This is a genomic window from Amycolatopsis sp. NPDC104819, assembly GCF_055583145.1.
Genome location: NZ_JBVJON010000012.1, coordinates 161,330 through 183,727 on the forward strand (window position 1 = coordinate 161,330; position 22,398 = coordinate 183,727).

At 71.4% G+C, this 22,398-nt stretch carries 27 protein-coding genes; 18 read left to right on the plus strand and 9 right to left on the minus strand.

Annotation, left to right across the window (positions count from 1 at the left end; genetic code table 11):
* Positions 1–132: 132 nt before the first annotated feature.
* From tsf to ACZ63E_RS33745, 5 genes are all read left to right on the plus strand, one after another.
* On the plus strand, positions 133–948 hold the full coding sequence (gene tsf, locus ACZ63E_RS33725; protein ID WP_465340256.1) for a translation elongation factor Ts: 816 nt from the start codon (positions 133–135) through the stop codon (positions 946–948).
* Positions 949–1,064: 116 nt separating this feature from the next.
* The gene (pyrH, locus tag ACZ63E_RS33730; protein WP_072480944.1) at positions 1,065–1,808 is read left to right on the plus strand and encodes a UMP kinase; all 744 of its coding nucleotides are present in this window, start codon (positions 1,065–1,067) and stop codon (positions 1,806–1,808) included.
* Between the two features lie 49 nt (positions 1,809–1,857).
* Positions 1,858–2,415, plus strand: a complete 558-nt coding sequence (frr, locus tag ACZ63E_RS33735) for a ribosome recycling factor (RefSeq protein ID WP_392773704.1) — start codon at positions 1,858–1,860, stop codon at positions 2,413–2,415.
* Positions 2,415–3,407 (plus strand): phosphatidate cytidylyltransferase, encoded by a 993-nt coding sequence (locus ACZ63E_RS33740; RefSeq protein WP_465340257.1) that lies wholly within the window; start codon positions 2,415–2,417, stop codon positions 3,405–3,407. Before frr ends, ACZ63E_RS33740 begins: the two co-directional genes overlap by 1 nt.
* An 80-nt stretch (positions 3,408–3,487) precedes the next feature.
* Entirely contained in the window at positions 3,488–4,813 is a 1,326-nt protein-coding gene (locus ACZ63E_RS33745) for an MFS transporter (RefSeq protein WP_465340258.1), read from the plus strand.
* Here the strand turns inward: ACZ63E_RS33745 and ACZ63E_RS33750 are convergent.
* Complete coding sequence (locus ACZ63E_RS33750; protein WP_465340259.1) at positions 4,801–5,646, minus strand: VOC family protein; 846 nt, start codon at positions 5,644–5,646, stop codon at positions 4,801–4,803. The two genes, ACZ63E_RS33745 and ACZ63E_RS33750, sit on opposite strands and share 13 nt — an antisense overlap.
* A 113-nt stretch (positions 5,647–5,759) precedes the next feature.
* Between ACZ63E_RS33750 and ACZ63E_RS33755 the strand changes: the two genes are divergently transcribed.
* Entirely contained in the window at positions 5,760–6,572 is an 813-nt protein-coding gene (locus ACZ63E_RS33755) for a class I SAM-dependent methyltransferase (RefSeq protein ID WP_465340260.1), read from the plus strand.
* Here ACZ63E_RS33755 and ACZ63E_RS33760 read toward each other — a convergent pair.
* Positions 6,509–7,135: a PadR family transcriptional regulator gene (locus tag ACZ63E_RS33760; RefSeq protein WP_465310634.1), complete on the minus strand. Its 627-nt coding sequence runs from the start codon at positions 7,133–7,135 to the stop codon at positions 6,509–6,511. The two genes, ACZ63E_RS33755 and ACZ63E_RS33760, sit on opposite strands and share 64 nt — an antisense overlap.
* Positions 7,136–7,213: 78 nt before the next feature.
* Between ACZ63E_RS33760 and ACZ63E_RS33765 the strand changes: the two genes are divergently transcribed.
* Together ACZ63E_RS33765 and ACZ63E_RS33770 are read left to right on the plus strand one after the other, a co-directional pair.
* Positions 7,214–7,738 carry an Lrp/AsnC family transcriptional regulator gene (locus ACZ63E_RS33765; RefSeq protein WP_465340261.1) on the plus strand — a complete coding sequence of 175 codons (525 nt, stop codon included), beginning with the start codon at positions 7,214–7,216 and terminating at the stop codon, positions 7,736–7,738.
* A gap of 107 nt (positions 7,739–7,845) precedes the next feature.
* Positions 7,846–10,149, plus strand: a complete 2,304-nt coding sequence (locus tag ACZ63E_RS33770) for a transketolase-like TK C-terminal-containing protein (protein WP_465340262.1) — start codon at positions 7,846–7,848, stop codon at positions 10,147–10,149.
* Here the strand turns inward: ACZ63E_RS33770 and ACZ63E_RS33775 are convergent.
* The gene (locus tag ACZ63E_RS33775; protein ID WP_465340263.1) at positions 10,142–10,738 is read right to left on the minus strand and encodes a hypothetical protein; all 597 of its coding nucleotides are present in this window, start codon (positions 10,736–10,738) and stop codon (positions 10,142–10,144) included. The genes ACZ63E_RS33770 and ACZ63E_RS33775 overlap by 8 nt on opposite strands.
* 168 nt (positions 10,739–10,906) lie before the next feature.
* Here ACZ63E_RS33775 and rlmN point away from each other — a divergent pair, with 168 nt between their 5' ends.
* From rlmN to ACZ63E_RS33800, 5 genes are all read left to right on the plus strand, one after another.
* Positions 10,907–12,013 (plus strand): dual-specificity RNA methyltransferase RlmN, encoded by a 1,107-nt coding sequence (rlmN, locus tag ACZ63E_RS33780; RefSeq protein WP_192782494.1) that lies wholly within the window; start codon positions 10,907–10,909, stop codon positions 12,011–12,013.
* Between the two features lie 32 nt (positions 12,014–12,045).
* Positions 12,046–12,312: a hypothetical protein gene (locus ACZ63E_RS33785; protein WP_465310744.1), complete on the plus strand. Its 267-nt coding sequence runs from the start codon at positions 12,046–12,048 to the stop codon at positions 12,310–12,312.
* A 451-nt stretch (positions 12,313–12,763) separates the two neighbouring features.
* Positions 12,764–13,129 (plus strand): YciI family protein, encoded by a 366-nt coding sequence (locus ACZ63E_RS33790; RefSeq protein WP_465310639.1) that lies wholly within the window; start codon positions 12,764–12,766, stop codon positions 13,127–13,129.
* Between the two features lie 78 nt (positions 13,130–13,207).
* Positions 13,208–14,032, plus strand: coding sequence for an NAD(P)H-binding protein (locus ACZ63E_RS33795; protein ID WP_465340264.1), 825 nt, complete (start codon positions 13,208–13,210; stop codon positions 14,030–14,032).
* Between the two features lie 7 nt (positions 14,033–14,039).
* A complete protein-coding gene (locus tag ACZ63E_RS33800; protein ID WP_465340265.1) occupies positions 14,040–14,915 on the plus strand; it encodes a M48 family metalloprotease in 876 nt (291 codons plus the stop codon).
* Here the strand turns inward: ACZ63E_RS33800 and ACZ63E_RS33805 are convergent.
* From ACZ63E_RS33805 to ACZ63E_RS33815, 3 genes are read right to left on the minus strand one after another with little or no spacing between them, the layout of a single operon-like run.
* Positions 14,905–15,858, minus strand: coding sequence for an NAD(P)-dependent alcohol dehydrogenase (locus ACZ63E_RS33805; RefSeq protein ID WP_465340266.1), 954 nt, complete (start codon positions 15,856–15,858; stop codon positions 14,905–14,907). The genes ACZ63E_RS33800 and ACZ63E_RS33805 overlap by 11 nt on opposite strands.
* Positions 15,855–16,079 (minus strand): helix-turn-helix transcriptional regulator, encoded by a 225-nt coding sequence (locus tag ACZ63E_RS33810; protein ID WP_465340267.1) that lies wholly within the window; start codon positions 16,077–16,079, stop codon positions 15,855–15,857. The genes ACZ63E_RS33805 and ACZ63E_RS33810 overlap by 4 nt, the downstream gene beginning before the upstream one ends.
* Positions 16,073–16,543 (minus strand): hypothetical protein, encoded by a 471-nt coding sequence (locus ACZ63E_RS33815; RefSeq protein ID WP_465340268.1) that lies wholly within the window; start codon positions 16,541–16,543, stop codon positions 16,073–16,075. Before ACZ63E_RS33815 ends, ACZ63E_RS33810 begins: the two co-directional genes overlap by 7 nt.
* 85 nt (positions 16,544–16,628) lie before the next feature.
* On the opposite strand from ACZ63E_RS33815, the gene ACZ63E_RS33820 reads away from it, so the two are divergent.
* Together ACZ63E_RS33820 and ACZ63E_RS33825 are read left to right on the plus strand one after the other, a co-directional pair.
* On the plus strand, positions 16,629–16,979 hold the full coding sequence (locus ACZ63E_RS33820) for a YciI family protein (protein WP_465340269.1): 351 nt from the start codon (positions 16,629–16,631) through the stop codon (positions 16,977–16,979).
* 2 nt (positions 16,980–16,981) lie between these two features.
* The gene (locus ACZ63E_RS33825) at positions 16,982–18,220 is read left to right on the plus strand and encodes an RNA polymerase sigma factor (RefSeq protein ID WP_465340271.1); all 1,239 of its coding nucleotides are present in this window, start codon (positions 16,982–16,984) and stop codon (positions 18,218–18,220) included.
* Between the two features lie 81 nt (positions 18,221–18,301).
* On the opposite strand, the gene ACZ63E_RS33830 is transcribed toward ACZ63E_RS33825, so the two are convergent.
* Complete coding sequence (locus ACZ63E_RS33830) at positions 18,302–18,925, minus strand: enoyl-CoA hydratase/isomerase family protein (protein ID WP_465340272.1); 624 nt, start codon at positions 18,923–18,925, stop codon at positions 18,302–18,304.
* On the minus strand, positions 18,922–19,515 hold the full coding sequence (locus ACZ63E_RS33835; RefSeq protein ID WP_465340274.1) for a TetR/AcrR family transcriptional regulator: 594 nt from the start codon (positions 19,513–19,515) through the stop codon (positions 18,922–18,924). Before ACZ63E_RS33835 ends, ACZ63E_RS33830 begins: the two co-directional genes overlap by 4 nt.
* Positions 19,516–19,568: 53 nt before the next feature.
* Here ACZ63E_RS33835 and ACZ63E_RS33840 point away from each other — a divergent pair, with 53 nt between their 5' ends.
* The 3 genes from ACZ63E_RS33840 to ACZ63E_RS33850 are packed head-to-tail and all read left to right on the plus strand — an operon-like array spanning position 19,569 to position 21,188.
* On the plus strand, positions 19,569–19,925 hold the full coding sequence (locus tag ACZ63E_RS33840) for an arsenate reductase family protein (RefSeq protein WP_465340275.1): 357 nt from the start codon (positions 19,569–19,571) through the stop codon (positions 19,923–19,925).
* A 10-nt stretch (positions 19,926–19,935) separates the two neighbouring features.
* Positions 19,936–20,733 carry a thymidylate synthase gene (locus ACZ63E_RS33845; protein WP_465310651.1) on the plus strand — a complete coding sequence of 266 codons (798 nt, stop codon included), beginning with the start codon at positions 19,936–19,938 and terminating at the stop codon, positions 20,731–20,733.
* The gene (locus tag ACZ63E_RS33850) at positions 20,730–21,188 is read left to right on the plus strand and encodes a dihydrofolate reductase (protein ID WP_465340276.1); all 459 of its coding nucleotides are present in this window, start codon (positions 20,730–20,732) and stop codon (positions 21,186–21,188) included. The genes ACZ63E_RS33845 and ACZ63E_RS33850 overlap by 4 nt, the downstream gene beginning before the upstream one ends.
* On the opposite strand, the gene ACZ63E_RS33855 is transcribed toward ACZ63E_RS33850, so the two are convergent.
* The gene (locus ACZ63E_RS33855; RefSeq protein WP_465340277.1) at positions 21,164–22,396 is read right to left on the minus strand and encodes a threonine synthase; all 1,233 of its coding nucleotides are present in this window, start codon (positions 22,394–22,396) and stop codon (positions 21,164–21,166) included. The genes ACZ63E_RS33850 and ACZ63E_RS33855 overlap by 25 nt on opposite strands.
* Between the last annotated feature and the right edge of the window lie 2 nt (positions 22,397–22,398).

Sequence of the window (22,398 nt, forward strand, 5' to 3'; positions counted from 1 at the left end):
CGGCTGCCCCGAACACCCCCCCCCCCCCCCCCCTCTCCCCCCCCCCCCCCCCTCCCCCCCCCCCCCCCCCCCCCCCACGGGCGTAGCACCCCCCAAGGATTTCACGTACCTGAAAAGGACGGATTTAGCAGAATGGCGAACTACACCGCCGCTGACGTGAAGCGCCTGCGCGAGATGACCGGCGCCGGCTTCATGGACTGCAAGAAGGCGATGGAGGAGAACGACGGCGACTTCGACAAGGCCGTCGAGTTCCTGCGGATCAAGGGCGCCAAGGACGTCGGCAAGCGCGCCGAGCGCGCCACCGCCGAGGGCCTCGTCGCCGGCGACGGCGGCGTCCTGATCGAGCTCGACTCCGAGACCGACTTCGTCGCGAAGAACGCCGAGTTCCAGGCGCTCGCCGCGAAGATCGTCGAGGTCGCGAAGACCCTCAAGACCAGCGACGTGGACGCCCTCAAGGGCGCCGAGCTGGACGGCAAGACCGTCAACGAGGTCGTGCAGGAGCTCTCCGCCCGCATCGGCGAGAAGCTCGAGCTGCGCCGGGTCGTGTCCTTCGAGGGCCAGACCACCAACTACCTGCACCGTCGTGGCTCGGACCTGCCGCCGGCCGTCGGCGTGCTCATCGAGTTCACCGGTGACGACACCGAGGCCGCCCGCGGCGCCGCCATGCAGGTCGCCGCGCTGCGCGCGAAGTACCTGACCCGCGACGAGGTGCCCGCCGAGATCGTCGAGAACGAGCGCTCGATCGCGGAGAAGACCGCCCGCGAAGAGGGCAAGCCCGAGCAGGCCCTGCCCAAGATCATCGAGGGCAAGGTCAACGCGTACTACAAGGACAACGTCCTGCTCGAGCAGCCGTCGGTCAAGGACAACAAGAAGACCGTCAAGGCCCTGCTCGACGCGGCCGGCGTGACGATCACCAAGTTCGCGCGCTTCGAGGTCGGCCAGGCCTGAGGCCTGGTCCGGGCGTAGGTTTCACCCCCAGTGCCCCGTCTCCGTCCATCGGGGACGGGGCACTGTCGGGTCCAGGAGAAGAATGATCGGGTCGAGGGGCCTAGGAGGCGACATAGATGGGTGACCGGGTCGAAGGTGGCTACCGGCGGGTGCTGCTGAAGCTGGGCGGCGAGATGTTCGGCGGTGGTTCGATCGGCGTCGATCCGGATGTCGTCCACTCGGTCGCGCAGCAGATCGCCGACGTCGCCCGCACCGGCGTCCAGGTCGCCGTCGTGATCGGCGGCGGCAACTACTTCCGCGGCGCCGAGCTCTCGCAGCGCGGCATGGACCGCGACCGCGCCGACTACATGGCGATGCTGGGCACCGTGATGAACTGCCTGGCGCTGCAGGACTTCCTGGAGAAGGAGGGCCTGCCCACCCGCGTGCAGACCGCCATCACGATGGGCCAGGTCGCCGAGCCCTACATCCCGCGCCGCGCCGAGCGGCACCTGGAGAAGGGCCGCGTCGTGATCTTCGGCGCCGGGGTCGGCATGCCGTACTTCTCCACCGACACCGCGGCCGCGCAGCGCGCGCTCGAGCTGGGCTGCGAGGCCGTGCTGATGGCGAAGGCCGTCGACGGGGTCTACACCGCGGACCCGAAGAGCGACCCGACGGCCGAGATGTTCCGCGAGATCACCCACCGCGAGGTGCTGGAGCGGGACCTCAAGGTCGCCGACGCGACGGCGTTCAGCCTCTGCATGGACAACAACATGCCGATCATCGTGTTCAACCTGCTCACCGAGGGGAACATCGCCCGCGCGGTGAGTGGTGAAAGAATCGGCACGTTGGTCAGCACCCCCGCCGACGGGGTGCCGGCCTAGACCTGCTGGGATCAGCAAGCGCCACACCATCACAACACCGGGAGTAGCCGTGATCGACGAGACCCTCCTCGACGCCGAGGAGAAGATGGAAAAAGCGGTGTCCGTCGCCAAGGACGACCTGACCTCGGTGCGCACTGGCCGAGCCACTTCGTCGATGTTCTCGCGCATCGTGGTCGAGTACTACGGCGCGCCGACCCCGCTGAACCAGCTGGCCAGCGTGAACGTGCCGGAAGCCCGGATGGCGCTGATCAAGCCCTACGACCAGACCCAGCTCGGCGCGATCGAGAAGGCCATCCGCGAGTCCGACCTCGGGGTCAACCCGAGCAACGACGGCCAGGTCATCCGGATCGTCATCCCGCAGCTCACCGAAGAGCGGCGCAAGGAGATGGTCAAGGTCGCCAAGGGCAAGGGCGAGGACGCGCGGGTGACCATCCGCAGCATCCGCCGCAAGGCCAAGGAAGAGCTCGACCGCATCGGCAAGGACGGCGAAGCGGGCGAAGACGAGGTCGTGCGCGCGGAGAAGGAGCTGCAGAACCTCACCGACACGTACTCCCACAAGGTCGACGAGCTGGTCAAGCACAAGGAAGCCGAGCTGCTCGAGGTCTGATGGCACAGGTGAGCGAGGAACGAGAAGACCGGGTGGACGGCGTCGGCGAAGAGCCGGCGGCCGCTCCGGCGCCGGCGGTGGCCGGCGAGCCGGCGGCGGAGACCGCGGCCCGGCCGAACGGGGCCGCCGGTCCGGCGGAAGCCGCTCCGGAGAGCGCGGCGCCCGAAGCCAAGAAGGCCTCCAAGGCGGGCCGCAACCTGCCCGCGGCCATCGGGGTGGCGCTGCTGCTCGGCGCCGCGATCATCGTTTCCCTGCTCACCGTCCGGTTCCTGTTCATCGGGATCATCGCGATCGCGATCGCGGTCGGCACCTTCGAGTTCGCGGGGGTGCTGCGCCGGGTCGCCGACGTCCGCGTCGCGATGATCCCGGTGCTGGTCGGCGGCCAGGCGATGATCTGGCTGGCCTGGCCGTTCGGCCGCGAGGGCGCGCTCACCGCGTTTGTCCTCACCGTGCTCGCCTGCCTGCTGTGGCGGCTGCCCGGCGGCGCCAAGGGCTACCTGCGCGACATCAGCGCGTCGACGTTCGCCGCCGCCTACCTGCCGCTCTTCGGCGCGTTCGCGGCGATGCTCGTGCCGCCCTCGGACGGCGTCGGGCGGGTCCTCACCTTCCTGATCGGCGTGGTCGCTTCGGACACCGGCGGGTACATCGCCGGTGTCCTCGGCGGCAAGCACCCGATGGCCCCCACGATCAGCCCGAAGAAGACCTGGGAAGGCTTCGCGGGTTCGCTGGTCGGCGGGGTCGTGGCCGGAGCGCTGACGCTCAGCCTGCTGCTCGACGGCCACGTCTGGCAGGGTGTGATCTTCGGTGTCGCGATCGTGCTCACCGCGACCCTGGGTGACCTCGTCGAGTCGTTGATCAAGCGCGACCTCGGCGTCAAGGACATGGGGACGCTGCTGCCCGGGCACGGCGGGATCATGGACCGGCTCGACTCGCTGCTGCCCTCGGCCGTGGTGTCCTGGCTGCTGCTTTCGGCGTTCGTGCCACTGGGCTGACCTGCGGTGGGAGGTTCCGCTTACCAGAGGTAGGCGATGGTTCGTGGACCACCGAAGTGTCCAGGGGCTTGACTCGGGGCATGTCCACCGGAACCCGCGCCCCGGCCCCGCTCGCGCTCGCCGCCGTCTGCCTGGGCTTCCTGATGATCACACTCGACGCGACGATCGTGAACCTCGCGCTCCCGCCGATCGGGGCCGACTTCGGCGAACCGGCCACCGCCGCGTTGCAGTGGGTCGTCGACGCCTACACCGTGACGCTCGCCGCGTTCCTGCTCACCTGGGGTGCGGCCGGTGACCGGTGGGGGTCGCGCCGGGTCTTCGAAGCAGGCGTCGCCGTCTTCGTGCTCGCGAGCATCGGCTGCGCGCTCGCGGGTTCGGCCGCCTGGCTGATCACCGCGCGCGCCGTGCAGGGGGCCGGCGGCGCCGCGCTGCTGCCGTCGTCGCTGGCGCTGATCGTCCACCAGTTCCCGGACCCGAAGGCGCGGGCCCGCGCGCTCGGGGTGTGGGGCGGGATGAGCGGTGTCGGCCTCGCCGCCGGTCCGGTGCTCGGCGGGCTCGCCGTCGGCCTGGCCGACTGGCGGCTGGTGTTCGCGGTGAACGTGCCGGTCGGGATCGTCGCGATCGTCCTGACCCGCCGGGCCGTCGCCGAACCGCCGCGGCACGAGTCGACCCGCCTGGACTTCGCCGGGCAGCTGGCGGGCACGGCCGCGCTGGCCTGCGTCGTCGCCGGGTTCATCGAGTCCGGTCACGCGGGCTGGTCCGCGTCGACGACGCTCGTGCTGATCGCCGGGGGAGTGCTGGCCGGAGTGGTGTTCGTCTTGGTCGAACGGCGGGTGCCGGACCCCGTGCTGCCACTGGGTGTCCTGAAGATCCGGAACTTCGCGGTGGCGACCGGCGTCGGCGGCCTGTTCAACTTCTGCCTCTACGGCACGCTGTTCGCCCTGGCGCTGTACCTGCAACGGCAGTGGGGGCTGGGTGCGCTCGCCGCCGGTCTCGCGCTGGTGCCGGTGACGATGGCAGTGGGGTTCAACGCGTTCTTCAGCGGACGCCTGACCGGGCGCTTCGGGCCGCGCGCCCCGATGATCGCCGGTGCGCTGGCCGGGCTGGCCGGCTCGGTGGGCTTCGCGTTGCTGCCCGTCGTCCGCGCGCTGGTGCCGTTCGTCGTGGTCTCGGTTGTCTTCGGCTGCTGTTCGCTCGCGATGCCGGCGATGACGTCGCTGGCCATGAACTCGTTGCCGGACAAGGCCGGGCTGGCGGCCGGCGTGCTCAACGCGTCGCGCCAGACCGGCGGGGCGATCGGGGTCGCGCTCGTCGGCGCGCTGCTGCCCGCCACCGGGATGTGGCTGGTGGCGGGCGGGTACGCGCTGGTCGTGGTGCTGGCGTTGCTCGGGCGTCAGTCGTCGTAGGGGTCGTCGACCTCGGCGCGGCCCCAGCCTTCGGCGACGCGTGAGTGGTCGATCACGGCGAAGACGGCGCCCTCCGGGTCGGCGAGGATCGACATCCGGCCGAACGGGGTGTCGTACGGCTGGATCACGACGGTGCCGCCGTTCATCAGCGCCTCGCCCGCGACCGCGTCGACGCCGCGCGCGGGGTCGATGTCGAAGTACACCAGCCAGTGCGGCGGGGTCTCGAGGCTGTATTCCGAGCCCATCACGTAGCGGTACAGGACCGGCTCGTGCTCGATGAGCCATTCGGCGTAGTCGAGCGATTCGCCGTCGCCGATCTGGTGACTGGAGTAGGTGAACAGCTTGGTGTAGAAGTGATCCGCCGCGACGCCGTCGTGCGTGTTGAGATCCGCGCCGCTGAACGTGTTGGGGATCCCGGTGACGAACTGCCAGTCCGGCGGGACCTCCCAGAACACCACCGGCGCGCCGCACGCGTCGTAGGCGTGCAAGATCGTTCCGCGCTGCGGGATCGGCATCGGGCCGAGCGTCAGCCGTCCGCCGAGGTGTTCCACCCATTCGGCCGCGCTCGCGGTGTGCGGCACGGAGATGTGCGGCATCCAGCCCAGCGGCGCGCCCTGGGCGGCGCGGTAGAGCCCGCCGACGGGGAGGCTGTTGAGCGTGGCGATGGCGTAGCGCCCGTCGGACGTCGCCGGATCTCGTTGCGTGGTGTACTCCCAGCCGAAGAGGGCACCGTAGAATCTTTCCGCGATGGCCTGCTCGCGGCAGGCCAGCTCGATCCAGCACGGAATTCCGGCCGGGACCGGGGACGGGGTACTGGACGGGCCGAATGCCATGTGGTGCTCCTCCCGAGACCCACCGAATTCTAGGCGTGATCGGTAAGGTTTCCGCCAAGATTTCGACGCCGGAAAATCACTGTCGGCACGGAAGGCCCCGGAAGGAGCAGCGGGTGCGGTGGTCGTCGCGGCGCGCGGAAGTCGTGCCGAGTCCGAACATCTGGTACTACCAGTCGGATTACGAGCTGGAGAACCGGGCGCAGGACGTCGGCGGCGAGATCTGGCGCGCGCTGCGTGAGGAGTTCGACTGGGCCGGCCGGGACGTGCTGGACGTCGGCTGCGGTGACGGCTTCCACCTGCCGCGCTTCGCCCGCGACGCGGGATCGGTGCTCGGGGTGGAGCCGCACGAGCCGTTGGTGCGGGACGCGCTGAAACGGGTGGCCGGCCTGTCGAACGTGGACGTCAAGCTGGGCCGGGCCCAGCGGCTGCCGGTCCGCAGCGCGAGTGTCGACCTCGTCCACGCGCGCACGGCGTACTTCTTCGGGCCCGGCTGCGAACCCGGACTCGCGGAGGCGGAGCGGGTGCTGCGGCCGGGCGGGATGATCGTGATCGTCGACCTCGACGTCACCAGCGAGCCCTACGGCGGCTGGATGCGCGCCGACCTACCGCACTACGACCCGGTCGCCGTCGAACGGTTCTTCGCGCGGGCCGGGTTCGGCTGCCGCCGCGTGGCCACCGAGTGGCGCTTCGCGACCGCCGCGGACCTCGAAGCGGTGCTGAAGATCGAGTTCAGCAAGCCCGTCGCCGAACAGGCGATCGCGGAGTCGTTGCAGCGTAACGGGAAACGCGGTGAAGACCTGACGCTGCCGGTGGGCTACCGCGTCCATGCGCGGGTGAAGCCCACCGGCAGCGTCCTGCCAGGTCACTCGGCTGCTTCTTCGGCGGAAGCCGAGGACTCGTCCTCGTCCTCACCGAGGATGCCGTAGAGCGAGCGCCGGGCGTCGTTGAGCACCTCGGCCGCGCGGGCCTGCTGGCTCTCGGTGCCGGCGCGCATGATCTGCACGACGGCCGCGGCCAGGTTCTTGCCCGCCTTGGCCAGCCCGACCTCGGTCGGGTCGACGTCCTGGGCGATCTGCTCCCACGGCGGGGTGCTGTCCTGCTCTTCCGCGGCGGTGCGGCCGGCGTCGGTCAGCTCGAAGAGCTTCTTGCCGTGCTCGTCCTTGCTGACGACCAGGCCTTCGTCGGCCAGCAGCTGCAGCGTCGGGTAGACGGAGCCGGGGCTCGGCCGCCAGAAGCCGCCGGAGCGCTCGCCGATTTCGCGGATGATCTCGTAGCCGTGCCGGGGCTGCTCGGCGAGCAGCGCCAGGATCGCGGCGCGGACGTCACCGCGGCGGCTGCGCCGTCCGCCGTGACCCCGCCTGCCCGGTCCGTGACCTCGGCCGCGTCCACCACCAGGGCCGAAGCCCGGGGGGAACTCGCCGAAACCACCGAAGGGGCCAAAAGGTGCGCGCCCACGCTCGTGGGCGAAGGGGTGTCGTTGCCTACGCATGTCTGTGTTCCTTTCTCGAACGATTGCGACTGCTTCACGATATATCGGAAACAGTCGACTGGCAACCCTGCTTCGGCGATGCCGCTCACGGCGCGGCGGGGTGGAAGGATCGGCGGCGTGCCCGACACCATCGACGACATCGACGCCCGGCTCCTGCTGGCGCTCGGCGCGGACCCGCGCTCGACGGCGGTCGCGCTGGCCGAACGGCTGGGCCTGTCCCGCAACACGGTGCAGGCCCGGCTCGCCCGGCTCGAACAGCGCGGCGTGCTCTCCTCGTTCGAGCGCCGCATCGACCCGGCGCGGCTGGGCTACCCGCTGCGCGCGTTCGTCAACGCGCAGGTCGACCAGCGGCGGCTCGCCGAGATCGCCGACGCGCTCGCCACGATCCCCGAGGTCACCGAGGTCTGCGGGCTGACCGGGGCGAGCGACCTGATGGTGCAGGTCGTCGCGGTCGACGCCGACGACCTCTACCGGATCGCCGGGCACATCCTCGCCTCGCCGGGCGTCGAGCGGACGAACATCTCGCTCGTCATGCGCGAGCTCGTCCCGTACCGGCTGACGCCGCTTCTGGAGCGCGTGCATTCTGCGCAGCCGGAGGCCTGAGCCGTCGCGCTGTGGTGTGCATTCTGCGCACTTCGAGGGGCATCGGTTGTGCGATGCGTCCACCGGTGGTGTCCTGGTGTGCGCTTCCTGCACGAAAGGTGTCGACGATGACCCAGCCCTCCGCGACCGTTAAGGCGACGGACACGCTCGCCGCGATCGAACGGCGGGTGCTGTGGCTCGCCACCGCGATCGTGCACCAGGCCAACCGGGTCCGGCCCAACCCGTCCGGGCTGAAGGTCGGCGGGCACCAGGCGTCGTGCGCGTCGCTGGTGTCGATCATGACGTCGCTGTGGTTCCGGCACCTGCGTCCCGAGGACCGCGTCTCGGTGAAGCCGCACGCGTCGCCGGTGCTCCACGCGATCAACTACCTGCTCGGCGAGCTGGACGAGGCGTACCTGCCGACGTTGCGCGAGTTCGGCGGGCTGCAGAGCTACCCGAGCCGCGCCAAGGACCCCGACCCGGTGGACTACTCGACCGGCTCGGTCGGCATCGGCGCCACCGCGCCTATCTGGGGCGCGCTCGCCCGCCGTTACCTGACCACGCGCGGCTCGTCCGCCGGCACCGGGCGGCAGTACTCGCTGGTCGGCGACGCCGAGCTGGACGAAGGCGCGATCTGGGAAGCCATCCTCGACCCGGGGGTCGCGGAGCTGGGCGAGATCGTCTGGATCGTCGACCTCAACCGCCAGTCGCTCGACCGGGTCGTCCCGAACATCGCGGCCGGGCGGCTGCAGGGCATGTTCGACGCGGCCGGCTGGCAGGTCCTGACGCTGAAGTACGGGCGGCTGCTGGAAGAGCTGTTCACCCGGCCGGGTGGGTCCGAGCTGCGCGCGCGGATCGACGCGATGCCGAACCCGGAGTACCAGCGGCTGCTGCGCTGCGACGCCGCCCAGCTGCGCGACCGGCTGCCCGCGGGCAACGACGCGCTTGCCGCCCTGGTGGCGTCCCTCGACGACGAGACGCTCCTGGCCGCGATCCGGAACCTCGGCGGCCACGACCTCGGCTCGCTCGACGAGGTCTTCGCGTCCATTTCGGACAGCCGGCCGACGGTGATCTTCGCCTACACCGTCAAGGGCCGCGGCCTGCCGACGCAGGGGCACCCGCAGAACCACTCTTCGCTGCTGACGGTCGCGCAGATGGAGGAGCTGGCTTCTTCGCTGGGTACGGATCTTTCTTCGCCTTGGGAGGGCTTCGCGGCGGAGTCGTCCGAAGCCGCGTTGTGCGCCGAAGTCGCTTCGCGCCTTCGCCGTCCGGACGTTCCTTCGCTGCCTTCGCTCGAGATGCCCGTCGACATCGGGCGTACACCGTCCGGGACCGCGACGACGCAAGCCGCACTGGGACGCGTCCTGCTCGACCTGACGCGCGAAGCGCCCGAAGCGGCGAAGCGCGTGGTGACGGTCAGTCCCGACGTCAGTTCGACGACCAACCTCGGCGGCTGGGTCAACAAGGTCGGCGTCTGGTCGGCGACCGAGCGCCGCGACTGGTTCGAGGACGACCCCGAGACGATCATGCACTGGCGCGAGAAGCCGACGGGCCAGCACCTCGAGCTGGGCATCGCCGAGACGAACCTCGTCGGCCTGCTCGGGGAGCTCGGCGCGACCTGGAGCCGCTGGGGCGAGCCGCTGCTGCCGATCGGCGTCATGTACGACCCGTTCGTCGAGCGCGCGCTGGAGCCGTGGTCGTTCGGGATCTACGCGGGCGGGCAGTCGATCCTGATCGGCACGCCGTCCGGCGTCACGCTCGCCCCGGAAGGCGGCGCGCACCAGTCGATCACCACGCCGTCGATCGGCATCGAGCAGCCCGGCTGCGTCAGCTACGAACCCGCGTTCGCGATCGACACCGAGTGGACGCTGCTCGCGGCGCTCGGCCGGCTCGGCAAGCCGGGCGGGACGTCGTCGTACTTCCGGCTGTCGACGCGTCCGGTGGACCAGACGCTGGCCGCGGTGCCGGCGGACCCGGCGGCGCGCGAACGCCGTCGCCGCCAGGTCGTGGCGGGCGCATACCTCCTGCGGCGGTCGGAGTCCCCGGCGGTGACGCTGGCGGCGATGGGCGCGCTGGTGCCGGACACCCTGGCGGCGGCCGAGCGGCTGGCCCAGGTCGGCGTCGAGGCCGACGTCGTCTGCGTGACCAGCCCGGGCCTGCTCTTCGAGGCGGTCCAGGCGCGGTCGGGCCGGGGGAGCGCCGAGTCGTGGATCCTCGACCAGGTCTTCCCGGCGTCGCGGGCGCGTCCCTTGGTCACGGTGCTCGACGGCCACCCGCACACGCTGGCGTTCCTCGCCGGGGTCAACCGGGTGCCGTCGGTCGCGCTGGGCGTCACGGGGTTCGGGCAGTCCGGGTCGCTCGAGGAGGTCTACCGCCACCACGGGATCGACACGGACTCGATCATCCGCGCGGCGCTCGACGTCGTCAGCTGAAGGTCGCGCCCTCGAGCATCGTGTCGACGGCCTTGTCCCAGTCGGTGCCGGAGCCGTACTCGACCACGAGGATCTTGCTGGTGGGCAGCCACCACATCCGGACCTGGTTGTTCTGCGTCGCGTCCTCGCAGGTGACCTGCCAGTGGCCGTACTCGGCCTTCTTCGGCCCGACCGGCTTGAACCCGGAGTCGAGCAGGGTGCTGCCGGTGGCCACAGCGGCGTCTCCGGGCGGCGAAGCGGCGGTGATACAGGTCGGCACGTCCGTGCCGGTGTACCAGCCGAAGGGCCGCTTCGCGCTCGGGAGGTTGATCGGCGCGTTGGGGTCCGAAGTCGCTTCGCGCAGGTCAAGCAGCCGAGCCGCGCAGACGACGGTGCCCTTGCCGACGCAGCCGTCGAGCAGGCCGTCCTCGGTGCGAGCGGTGTAGGTTGCCCCGACCGGCAGGGCGACGTGCATGGTCCCGACGACGACCTGCGGCCCGGCGGCCTTGGTGACGGTCGGAACGGGCTGCGCCTGCCCCGCGGTGGAGGTGCTGCAGGCAGCAGCGCTCACGACGACCGCGACGGCCACGACGATGTGCCGGAAGGACACGGGCTCACCTCTTTCCTCGGCCCTTCGACTCCCGGACGGCCCGGCCGGTTTCCCGGGAGGTCGACGAACTGTATCCAGCGGCCGGCGCCGGCCCGGGGTGACCTGGGGTACAGGCGGTGCGGGGCGGTGCGGGCGGGGGTTCCGGGGGCGTGGGACACTGGTTCGGTTATGACTGCCCTCCCCCTTGTCTTCGACGCGCCCAAGCGCGGCCTGCCGCCGCGTCACCTCGCCGACCTTTCGGTGGCCGAGCGGGCCGCCGCCGTGGCCGAGCTGGGGGAGAAGCCCTTTCGCGCGAAGCAGCTATCCAACCACTACTTCTCGCGCCTGACCGTGGACCCGGCGGAGATGACCGACATCCCGGCGGCCTCCCGCGAGAAGCTGGTCGCCGACCTGATGCCGACGCTGCTGACCGAGGTCCGCGCGCTGGCGGCCGACAACGGCGCGACCCGCAAGACGCTGTGGCGCGCGCACGACGGCACGCTCCTGGAGAGCGTCCTGATGCGCTACCCGGACCGCGCGACGCTGTGCATCTCGAGCCAGGCCGGCTGCGGCATGGCGTGCCCCTTCTGCGCGACCGGCCAGGGCGGCCTCGACCGCAACCTGTCGACGGCGGAGATCGTGGACCAGGTCCGCTCGGCGGCGGCGGTCATGCGCGACGGCACGATGCCGGGTGGTCCCGGCCGGCTGTCGAACATCGTCTTCATGGGCATGGGTGAGCCGCTGGCGAACTACAAGCGCGTGGTGGCCGCGGTACGGCGGATCACGGATCCCGCGCCGGGTGGTCTGGGGATCGGGCAGCGGTCGGTTACGGTGTCGACCGTGGGCCTGGCCCCGGCGATCCGGAAGCTGGCCGACGAGAAGATGCAGGTGCGGCTGGCGGTGTCGCTGCACACGCCGGACGACGAGCTGCGGGACACGCTCGTGCCGGTGAACGAGCGCTGGTCGGTGGACGAGGTCCTGTCCGCGGCTCGGTACTACGCGGACACGTCCGGTCGGCGGGTGTCGATCGAGTACGCGCTGATCCGCGACATCAATGACCAGCCGTGGCGAGCGGAACTGCTGGCGAAGCGGCTGCGCAAGCACCTGGGTCAGTTGGTGCACGTGAACGTGATCCCGCTGAACCCGACCCCGGGGTCCAAGTGGGACGCCTCGCCGAAGCCGGTGGAGCGGGAGTTCGTGCGGCTGGTCAACGCCGGTGGAGTAGCGTGCACGGTGCGCGACACCCGCGGCCAGGAGATCGCCGCCGCGTGTGGGCAGCTTGCCGCCGAAGGCTGACTTTTCGTTTCTGTGATGGAGAAATCGTCGTGATGTACGCCCCGAGCCTGCTCGACCCGGCCGCGGAATCGTTGAAGCTCGCGGACTTCACCGGCGCGACGGACGTCGCCCGCGAGGCCCGGACGCTGCTGGGCGACCGGTTCAGCTCGGTGACGTTCATGTACGTCCTGATGCGGGCGTTCGAGGTGGAGTACGCGGCAGCGTGCGACGCGTCCCGCTGGCACGAGTTCCACGGCGGGCCGCGTGCGCTGTCGGACGCCGATCTCGAGAAGCTGCTGGCTCCCTGGCTCGACCGCTGACTCCCCGCGATCCGACGCGGGCGGAACGCGCGGTTCTCGAGTTCATGCTGGGGCCGGAGTTCGCCGGCGTGGACCGGCTCCGTGCGCAGGTGCCGCATTGCCGGGTCGTCGCGAGGTGGGCGGAGGGACAGCCGAGCGTTGATCTCGCCGTAGCCGCTTCCGTCGCTCCCGCAGCGGTGTCTGGGTCGGCGGTGGTTACCTTTCGGCCATCGAGTACGCCTGGGTCACCGACGAACCGCCCGAGAAGCTGCCCGACGTCTCGACGATGACCCTGGTCTGACGCGGTCGTCCCCGGCCTTGCCCCCGGTTACTCTGCCCGGAAAAATCTCCGGGAAAAATCTTCGGGGAGAAATGTCGAACGCCGGACGCGGCTGTTCGACGCGGGGGTGAAGGCCGGTCACCGCGTCCGGAACACACCGGGCCACGGCCGAGAACGACCAGGGAGCTAGCCATGCGTTTCCTCATGATGCACCGCCTCGACGAGAGCCAGCCGGAAGCCTGGAACCCGAGCCAGGAGTTCATCGAGAAGATGGGCGCGTTCATCCAGGACTCGGCGGAGAAGGGCATCCTCATCACGGCGGAGGGCGTTCACCCGTCGGAGAAGGGTGCGCTCGTCCGCAAGCCGCGGGGGGCCGCCATCCGGGTCACCGATGGCCCGTTCGCCGAGGCCAAGGAGGTCATCGGCGGGTTCGCGCTGATCAACGCCGCCGACCGCGCCGAGGCCGTCGAGTTCGCGAAGTCCTACGTCGAGCTGTTCGACTCCGAGATCGAAGTCGAGGTGCGCCAGGTCGTCGAGTTCGACGAGATCCCCGGCTGACACCGGCTCCCCGGCGGCGGGCGCTTCCGCCCGCCGCCGGACGGCGCTACTCTCGCCCCCGACACTGGGGGAGGGGTCATGTTCCTGGTCACCGGCGCCACCGGAAACGTCGGCGCGGAAGTGGTTTCGGCACTCGCGGGAGCGGGCGAGCCGGTCCGGGCGCTGGTGCGCCGGGCGGACGCTGTCCTGCCGGAGGGCGCCGAAGCCGTCGTCGGGGATCTCAACGATCCCGGCGGCCTCGACAACGCGCTCAAAGGTGTCGAAGGTGTCTTCCTGCTCGCCGGCTACCACGACATGCCCGGCATGCTGCAGAAGGCGCGCGACGCGGGCGTGCGGCGGATCGTGCTGCTCTCCGGTGGTTCGGCCGCGCTGGAAGACCTCGGCAACGCGGTTTCGCGGTACATGACGCTCGCCGAACGCGCGGTGCGCGCGTCCGGGCTGGGCTGGACGTTCCTGCGGCCGCGCGCGTTCATGTCCAACGCGCTGCGCTGGCTGCCGCAGCTGCGCGAGGGTGACACCGTGCGCGCGCAGTTCCCCGAGGTGGCGGCCGCGAGTGTGGACCCGGCCGACATCGCGGCGGTCGCGGCCCGCGCGCTCGCGGGCGGGCACGAAGGACGCGCCTACGACCTGACCGGTCCGGTCGCGTTGCGGCCCGCGGAGCAGGTCGCCGTGCTGGCCGAGGTGCTCGGCCGGGACCTGGAGTTCGTCGGCCTGACGAACGACGAGACGCGCGCGGAGCTCGAGGCGAGCCTGCCGGCCGAGTACGTCGACGCGTTCTGGAACTTCTACGTCGACGGCACGCTCGACGAGGCGACGGTCCACCCCGCCGTCCCCGAGGTGACGGGACGGCCGGCGCGCACGTTCGCCGAGTGGGCGGCCGCGCACGCGGACCTCTTCCGCTGAGTCGGTCGTGACCGAGCGGAAGCGCACCGACCTTTCCGCCGTGCTGGGGGTCGTCCTGGCCGTGCCGGTCGTCGCCAGCAGCCTGTTCGTGCTGGCGCTGCTCGGGAAGCTCGTCTGGCCGCCGTACTTCTGGGTGCTGCCGGCCGGGTGGGTGGTGGCCGGGGCGATCACGTTCGTGCCCGCCTTCGAGCACTTCCTGCTGCCGCTGCTGTTCGGCATGCGGTCGCCGACGGCACGGGAGCTCGAGCGGCTCGGCCCGTGCTGGCAAGCCGTCTGCGAGGCGGCGGAGGTCGACGGCGGCAGGTACCGGCTGTGGGTCGAGCGGTCGCGCGAGCTGAACGCCTTCGCCGCGGGCGGGCACACCGTCGCGGTGACGCGGACCGCGCTCGAGCTCCCGCAGGCCGGCCTGGAGGCGATTCTGGCGCACGAGCTCGGCCACCACCTCTCCGGGCACACGCGCATCTCGCTCTACGTCTGGTGGCTGGAGCTGCCGGCCCGGGTCCTGACGCTCGTGGTCCGGCTGCTCGCGCTGGCCGTGCCGCACATCGGCCGCGCGTTCGCCGCCTTCGGCCGGTCGGTGGCGGTGCTCGTCACCGTGCTGCTGACGCTGGGCATCCTCACCGCGCTCGCGTTCCTCGACCCGTGGCTGCTGCTGGCGCCGCTGCTCGGCCCGGTGCTCGCCTGGTCGAAACGGCTCGGCGAGTACCGGGCCGACCTGATGGCGGCGCGGCTGGGGTACGGCCCGGAGCTGATCACGCTGTTCCGCGAGTGGATCCGGGTCAACGGGGGTGACGAGCGGCGGCTGTGGTCGCGCCTGCTGGCCGGGCACCCGGCCCACATCGACCGGATCAAGCACCTGAAGGACCGTGGTTTCAGAGCGTGAGGACGACCTTGCCCGCCGCGTGCCCCGCGTGGACGTGGGCGATCGCGGCGACGGCGTCGGCGAGCGGGTAGGTCCGGTCGAGCAGCGGTGTGAGCTGCCCGGCCTCGATCTTTTCGCGCAGGGCTTCGAGGTCCGCGCGGCGGACGCTCGAGACGAGCCCGCGCAGCTGCTGCCGCACGAACGGGTTCAGCAGCGCCGCGCGGAACACGCGCTGGATCCCGCCCAGCCACCGGCCGCCTTCCCCGCCGACGATCACGAGCGTGCCGCGCGGGTTCAGCGCCCGGCGCAGGTGGCGCAGCGAGCGCAGGCCCGCGGTGTCCACGACCAGGTCGTATCGCCCGGTCGTGAAGTCTTCGCGGGTGTAGTCGACGACGTCGTCGGCGCCGAGCGTGCGGACGAGGTCCGTCTTCGCCGTGCTGCACACCGCCGTGACGTGCGCGCCGGCGGTCTTGGCCAGCTGCACCGTGAACGACCCGACCCCGCCCGCCGCGCCGATCACCAGGACGCGCTGTCCCGGCTCGACGTCGTCCAGCGCCTGGAGCGCGGTGCAGCCGGAGACCGCGACGGCCGCCGCCTGCTCGAACGAGAGGCGGGCGGGCTTCGCCACCACGAGGTCCTCGTTGGCGACGGCCAGTTCGGCGAACGCGCCTTCGCAGGTGCCGAACACTTCGTCACCCGGCCGGAAGCGCCGGACGCCGTCGCCGGCTTCCTCGACGGTGCCGGCGAAATCGAGGCCGCGCACCGGTTGCTTCGGCCGGCGCAGCCCGAAACCCAGCAGCCGCAGCAGGTACGGCTGCCCGGTGGTGAGGTGTCGGACGCCCGGGTCGACGCCGGCCGCGTGCACCCGCACGAGGACCTCGCCGGCTCCGGGCGCCGGTCTGTCCAGGTCGCGGAACACGAGCGTTTCGGGCGGGCCGTAGCGGTCTTGGACCAGGGCTTTCACGAGGACTCCTCCGGGTACTGGAACACTTCTTCGAGCGGGACGCCGAACACGTGCGCGAGCTGGAACGCCATCTCGAGCGACGGCGAGTAGCGGCCCTGCTCGATCGCGATGACGGTCTGACGGGTGACGCCGATCCGGGTGGCGAGCTCGGCCTGGGTCATCCGGCCGTGCGCGAACCGGAGGGCGCGGAGCGAGTTGGTGACGCGGGTCGGTTTCACCACGGCTGGAAACCCCGGCGATAGGCGAAGATCCGGGCGACCGACCCGAGGATCGCCGAGAGCGTGAACGCCAGGTACACGGCGTTGGCGATCCAGAAGTGCGGCGCCTCGGCCATCGCCAGCAGCAGCGCGGCGACGGCGCCGATGACGACGAACGAGTGGCCGACGTACTCGCCGAACCGGCCGATCTCGCGGTCGCGCTGGTCCTTGCCGCCGTCCTTCGAGATCACCGCGGCGAGGATGCTCGCCACGATCGTCGCGGCGATGGACGCGCCGACCGTCCACAGCAGCGTCCCGGCGTACGGGACGTCGGCCAGCGGTCGCCCGCCGGCCCGGCCGAGCACCACCACCAGGTACACCGCGTAGCTCACTATCGCGGCGATCCCGAGGATCCAGGCGCGCTTTTCTTCGTGGGTCACCTCCTCAAAGTAAAATAAAGCAGACACTGTGTCAAAGTTTCTTGACATGAGAAAATCTTCGGCGAGGGTGTCCAAGGCGGCGCCGGCCGTTCGTAGTCACCGCGTACGGCAACCGAGCCACAGGAGGATCCCCATGCAGTACCTGATGCTGATCAACGCTTCGCTCACCGCCGACGGCGAGCCCACCGGCTGCAGCACGCCCGAGGACTGGATGCTGTTCGACAAGGCGATGAAGGACGCCGGTGTCCACGTCGGCGGCAACTCGCTCGCCGACTTCACGACGGCCGCCGCGGTCCGCGTCACCGAAGGCGGCGAGCGGGTCGTCACCGACGGGCCGTTCGCGGAGTCCCGCGAGGTGCTCGGCGGTTACTTCGTCATCGACGTGCCGGACTTCGACGTCGCGCTCGACTGGGCGGCGCGCTGCCCGGGCGCCCGCGACGGCGGGCACATCGTCGTCCGGCCGCTCGCGTCCTACGGGGGCTGACGGTGCCGGGGCGGGCCGCGGTCGAGGCCGTGTTCCGGGAGGAGCGCGGGCTGGTGCTGGCCGCGCTCGTCCGCCGGTTCGGCGACCTCGACCTGGCCGAGGAGGTGACGTCGGAGGCGATCGAGGCCGCGCTGGTGCACTGGCCGGCCGACGGCGTGCCGCCGAAACCGGGCGCCTGGCTGATGACGACGGCCCGGCGCAAGGCCGTCGACCGGCTGCGCCGCGACCAGGCTTACGCGGCCCGGCTCGCGGTGCTGCGGGTCGAGGCCGAGCGCGCGCCCGCCCCGCCGCCGGACGCCGGCGGCGACCTGCCGGACGAGCGGCTCCAGCTGTTCTTCACCTGCGCCCACCCCGCCCTGTCGGCCGAGGACCGGACGGCGTTGACCCTGCGCTGCCTCGCCGGCCTGACCACGCCGGAGGTGGCGCGCGCGTTCCTGGTGCCCGGCGCGACGATGGGGAAGCGGATCGTGCGGGCGAAGAACCGGATCCGCACGTTGCGCATCCCGTTCCGGGTGCCGGACGCCGCCGAGCTGCCCGCGCGGCTGCCGGGCGTGCTCCAGGTCGTCTACTCGATCTTCACCGAGGGGTACGCGGCCAGCTCCGGACCGGACCTGCAGCGGCTCGACCTGGCGGAGGAGGCGATCCGGCTGGCCCGGATCCTGCGCCGGCTGCTGCCGGGGGAGCGCGAGGTGGCCGGGCTGCTCGCCCTGATGCTGCTGATCCACGCGCGCCGCGACGCCCGCACCGGCTCGGACGGCGACCTGGTGCTGCTCGACGACCAGGACCGCGCCCGCTGGGACCGCGAGATGATCGACGAAGGGGCGTCGCTGGTTCTCGTGGCCCTCACCGGCGGGCCGCCGGGGCTGTACGGCGTCCAGGCGGCGATCGCGGCCCTGCACGACGAAGCGGCGGACGTGGCGAGCACGGACTGGCCGCAGATCGCGGGGTTGTACGAGGTGCTGCGCGGGCTGGCGCCGTCCCCGGTGGTGGAGCTGAACCGCGCGGTGGCGGTGGCGATGCGCGACGGCCCGTCGGCGGGGCTGGCCCTGCTCGACGGCCTGGCGGGCGACCCGCGGCTCAGCGCGTACAGCCCGTTCCCGGCCGCGCGCGGAGACCTCCTCAGCCGCCTCGGCCGCGACGTCGAAGCGGCGGCCGCGTACCGGGAAGCGTTGGAGCTGGCCGGAACCGAGCCCGAGCGTGCCCACCTGCGCCGTCGGCTGGCCGAGGTCGCCGGTCCGTGACGGCGACCTCGGGGTGGCCGTCACGGAGGCGTCCGGAACTGTCGGTGGCCGCCGGTAAGCTGGAAACCGGGGGCCGGAGGCCTACGCAGGCGTCCGCAGCGCCGCGATCGCCGGGGCGAACATCGTCGCCTTGATCGCACCCAGCGTCCCGCGATCCTTACCTGCCAGCACTTCAACCCGCTCCGAAGCCACCTTCACGACGTCGCTCTCGGCCGCGATCTCGTCGACGAGGCCGAAGGAAAGCGCGTCCGCCCCACCGAACCGGCGTCCCGTGGTCATCGACGCGATCGCCGCCGACGGCGTCAGCTTCCCCTGGATCAGCGCCGCCATCCCGGGGGTGAACGGGATGTTGATGTCGGCTTCCGGAAAGCAGAAGTACCCGCGGTCCGAACGCATCACACGGAAGTCGTGCGCCATCGCGAGCATCGCGCCCGCGCCGAACGCGTGGCCGTTGATCGCCGCCACCGTCGGGACCGGCAGTGTCAACACACGCGCGAACAGCTCCTGCACGTCGGCGACGTACTCGGAAGCCTTGTCCCCGTTGGCCATCAGCCAGTCGAGGTCGAGGCCGTTCGAGTAGAACTTGCCGCTCCCGGTCGTCACCAGCGCATCGGTGACACCGTCCAAAAAGGAATGCGCACGTTGCAGCCAGTCGGGGGAGAAGCGGTTTTCGTCGTCGCCCAGGTCGAACACGGAGACGGTCACGGTCGGTCCTTTTCTCGAGGGGGCACGGTCAGCACGGCCCGCACGGCGGCGGCGAGCCGTGCCCGCACCAGGGGATCGGTGATGTCCCGCCGGAAGAACGCGGTCGGCAGGTCGACGACGCAGGTGGTGATCACCTCGACGGCCAGGCCGTCACCGCGGTCCCACACCAGGCGCGCGAGCCGCACGAGCAGCGCGACCAGGCGTTTGTCCAGCGCGTGCAGGGCGTCGGCCAGCTCCTCGGGCAGCTCGGGCCCGAAGAGCCGATCGCCACGGACCCGCAGCAGCATCCGTGCCCCGTCGGGACGCAGGGAAGCGAACACCGCCGGGGTGTCCGCCGCCGCGACGACGGCCTCCACCGGGGAGGACGCCGCGTCCACGTGCGCGGTCTGCAGGTCGAGGAACGCCGTCGCCGCGCGCAGCCAGACCCGGGCCAGCAGCGCGCTGAGCGAGCCGAACGCGTGGTAGATCGTCCCGTTCGGCACACCCGCGGCGGCGGCCAGCTCCCGCACGGTGACCTCCCCGGACGACGCCACGAGCCGTTCGGCGACGTCGAGGAGCTCGTCGAGGTCGTGGACGCGGGGGCGGGGCATGCCGCGACCGTAACAGAACGCGTGCTCCAAAACCAGGGCGGTAAGCTGCCGCCGTGGAGATCTGGGTCAACCCGGCGTGCGCGAAGTGCCGGTCCGCCGTGTCCCTGCTGGACGAGGCCGGCGCGGAGTACACCGTGCGCCGCTACCTCGACGACCCGCCGTCCGCGGCGGAGCTCGAGGCCGTCCTCGAGCGCCTCGGCCTCGAACCGTGGGACATCGCGCGCACCACCGAGGCGGTCGCGAAGGAGCTCGGCCTCAAGACCTGGGGCCGCACCCCGGACGACCGCTCACGCTGGATCGACGCGCTGGCCGAGCACCCGAAGCTGATCCAGCGGCCGATCATCACGGCCGACGACGGCACGACGGTCGTGGCGCGGACGCCCGAAGCGGTGCGTTCGGTCCTGCCTTAGGCTCGCAGGCATGCCGGACACGCAGTACGAAGACCTGCTCCGCCACGTGCTCGACACGGGCGCCCGCAAAGCGGACCGCACCGGGACGGGCACCCGCTCGATCTTCGGGCACCAGCTGCGCTACCGGCTCTCCGACGGCTTTCCCCTGGTCACGACGAAAAAAGTCCACTTCCGCTCGATCGCCTTCGAGCTGCTGTGGTTCCTGCGCGGCGACTCGAACGTCTCGTGGCTGCAGGAGAACGGCGTCTCCATCTGGGACGAATGGGCGTCCCCCGAGGGTGAGCTCGGCCCGGTCTACGGCGTGCAGTGGCGCTCGTGGCCGACCCCGGACGGCGGGCACGTCGACCAGATCTCCGAGGTGCTGCGCACGCTGCGGGAGAACCCCGACTCGCGGCGGATCATCGTCTCGGCGTGGAACGTTGCCGACATCCCGCGGATGGCGCTGCCGCCGTGCCACGCGTTCTTCCAGTTCTACGTCGCCGACGGTGAGCTCTCCTGCCAGCTCTACCAGCGCAGCGCGGACCTGTTCCTCGGTGTGCCGTTCAACATCGCGAGCTACGCGCTGCTGACGCACATGATCGCCGAGCAGGTCGGCCTGCGGGCCGGCGACTTCGTCTGGACCGGCGGCGACTGCCATGTCTACGACAACCACGTCGAGCAGGTCCGCACGCAGCTCGCGCGTGAGGCGCGGCCGTTCCCGACGCTGAGCCTCAAGCCGGCGGAGAGCCTCTTCGACTACACCTACGAGCACTTCGCGCTGGAGGGCTACGACCCGCATCCGGGCATCAAGGCGCCGGTGGCGGTGTGATCGGGCTCGTCTGGGCGCAGTCCGCGAACGGGGTCATCGGCCGTGACGGCACGCTGCCGTGGCATCTGCCGGAAGACCTGAAGCACTTCCGGTCGGTGACCGCCGGCGCGACCGTCCTCATGGGCCGCCGGACGTGGGAGTCGCTGCCGCCGCGGTTCCGGCCGCTGCCGGGCCGGCGCAACCTCGTCCTCTCACGCACGCCGCAGCAGGGCGTCGAGACGTTCCCCGACCTGCCGGAGGCGCTCGCCGCGGTGTCCGGTGACGGCTGGGTGATCGGCGGCGCGGCCGTCTACCGGGCGACTCTGCCGTTCGCCGACCGGATCGTCGTCACCGAGCTCCGGGAGACCTTCGACGGCGACACGCTCGCGCCGGACGTCGGCCGCCCGCCGGACGCGGTCGGGGAGTGGCTCGAGTCGTCAACCGGGCTGCACTACCGGTTCCTGACCTGGGGCTGAGGGATCTCACCGGTCTTCGCGAGCAGCGGGACGTCGAGCGGGACCGTCTCCGGGTACTTGATCCCGGCGCCGGTGTTGAGGACCACGACGTCTTCGTCGCCTTCGAGCCAGCCTGACTCGCGAAGGTGCCTCAACGCGGCGAAGCACGCTCCGCCTTCCGGACAGACGAAGGTGCCTTCGTGTTCGGTGAGCTCCCGTTGCGCCGCAAGCAGTTCGTCGTCGGTGACGGCGACCGCGGTGCCGCCGGTCGCGTACACGGCGTCGAGCACGAGGAAGTCGCCCAGGGCCTTCGGCACGGTGATGCCGAAGGCGACCGTCCGCGCGTCGGGGAACGGCTCGCTCTCGCGGGCGCCCTGCTCGAACGCCGTCACGATCGGCGCGCAGCCGGTGGCCTGCACGGCGACGAGCCGAGGCAGGTCGCCGGACACCCAGCCCAGCTCCCGCATTTCGAGCAGCGCCTTGTAGATGCCGATGATCCCGACCCCGCCGCCGGTCGGGTAGAGGATGACGTCGGGCAGCCGCCAGCCGAACTGCTCGGCGATCTCGTACCCCATCGTCTTCTTGCCCTCGATGCGGTAGGGCTCCTTCAGCGTCGAGACGTCCTGGACGCCCGGACGCCGCGGAACCGCCGCGGCGACGAGCTTCCCCGCGTCGCCGATGAGACCGTCCACGCGGTACAGCTCGGCGCCCGCGGCGACACACTCGCGCATGGTGATCTGTGGCGCGTCGTCCGGCATGGCGATCAGGCTCGTCATCCCCGCGCGGGCCGCGTACAACGCCCACGCGGCGCCCGCGTTGCCGTTCGTCGGCATCGCGATCCCGCGCACACCCAGCTCGGCCGCCCGTGAGACGCCGACCGCGGCGCCCCTCGCCTTGAACGTGCCCGTCGGGACCAGGCCTTCGTCCTTCATCCACAGCCGCGACAGCCCCAGCTCGCGGCCGTAGCGCGGCAGGCGCAGCAACGGCGTCATACCCTCGCCGAGGCTGACGACGTTCTCGGCCGCACGCACCGGGAGCACCTCGTGGTAGCGCCACAGCGTCGGCTCCCGCCCGGCGATGTCCTTGGGCGTCACGGCCTCGCGGACACCGTCGAGGTCGTACCGCGCGAGCAGCGGCGCGCCGGCCGGCGACAGGCCCTGGACGACGTCGGCGTCGAGGCGCTCGCCGGTCCGGGAGCAGGCGAGGTGGCTGAGGAACGAGTGCGGCACGG

What these genes read in the sequence shown, in the direction of transcription:
- tsf (WP_465340256.1), top strand. Translation starts at nt 133, where the DNA reads ATGGCGAACTACACCGCCGCTGACGTGAAGCGCCTGCGCGAGATGACC.
- pyrH (WP_072480944.1), top strand. Translation starts at nt 1,065, where the DNA reads ATGGGTGACCGGGTCGAAGGTGGCTACCGGCGGGTGCTGCTGAAGCTG.
- ACZ63E_RS33740 (WP_465340257.1), top strand. Translation starts at nt 2,415, where the DNA reads ATGGCACAGGTGAGCGAGGAACGAGAAGACCGGGTGGACGGCGTCGGC.
- ACZ63E_RS33745 (WP_465340258.1), top strand. Translation starts at nt 3,488, where the DNA reads ATGTCCACCGGAACCCGCGCCCCGGCCCCGCTCGCGCTCGCCGCCGTC.
- ACZ63E_RS33750 (WP_465340259.1), bottom strand. Translation starts at nt 5,646, where the DNA reads ATGGCATTCGGCCCGTCCAGTACCCCGTCCCCGGTCCCGGCCGGAATT.
- ACZ63E_RS33760 (WP_465310634.1), bottom strand. Translation starts at nt 7,135, where the DNA reads ATGCGTAGGCAACGACACCCCTTCGCCCACGAGCGTGGGCGCGCACCT.
- ACZ63E_RS33765 (WP_465340261.1), top strand. Translation starts at nt 7,214, where the DNA reads ATGCCGCTCACGGCGCGGCGGGGTGGAAGGATCGGCGGCGTGCCCGAC.
- ACZ63E_RS33770 (WP_465340262.1), top strand. Translation starts at nt 7,846, where the DNA reads ATGACCCAGCCCTCCGCGACCGTTAAGGCGACGGACACGCTCGCCGCG.
- rlmN (WP_192782494.1), top strand. Translation starts at nt 10,907, where the DNA reads ATGACTGCCCTCCCCCTTGTCTTCGACGCGCCCAAGCGCGGCCTGCCG.
- ACZ63E_RS33785 (WP_465310744.1), top strand. Translation starts at nt 12,046, where the DNA reads ATGTACGCCCCGAGCCTGCTCGACCCGGCCGCGGAATCGTTGAAGCTC.
- ACZ63E_RS33790 (WP_465310639.1), top strand. Translation starts at nt 12,764, where the DNA reads ATGCGTTTCCTCATGATGCACCGCCTCGACGAGAGCCAGCCGGAAGCC.
- ACZ63E_RS33795 (WP_465340264.1), top strand. Translation starts at nt 13,208, where the DNA reads ATGTTCCTGGTCACCGGCGCCACCGGAAACGTCGGCGCGGAAGTGGTT.
- ACZ63E_RS33815 (WP_465340268.1), bottom strand. Translation starts at nt 16,543, where the DNA reads ATGTCAAGAAACTTTGACACAGTGTCTGCTTTATTTTACTTTGAGGAG.
- ACZ63E_RS33820 (WP_465340269.1), top strand. Translation starts at nt 16,629, where the DNA reads ATGCAGTACCTGATGCTGATCAACGCTTCGCTCACCGCCGACGGCGAG.
- ACZ63E_RS33835 (WP_465340274.1), bottom strand. Translation starts at nt 19,515, where the DNA reads ATGCCCCGCCCCCGCGTCCACGACCTCGACGAGCTCCTCGACGTCGCC.
- ACZ63E_RS33845 (WP_465310651.1), top strand. Translation starts at nt 19,936, where the DNA reads ATGCCGGACACGCAGTACGAAGACCTGCTCCGCCACGTGCTCGACACG.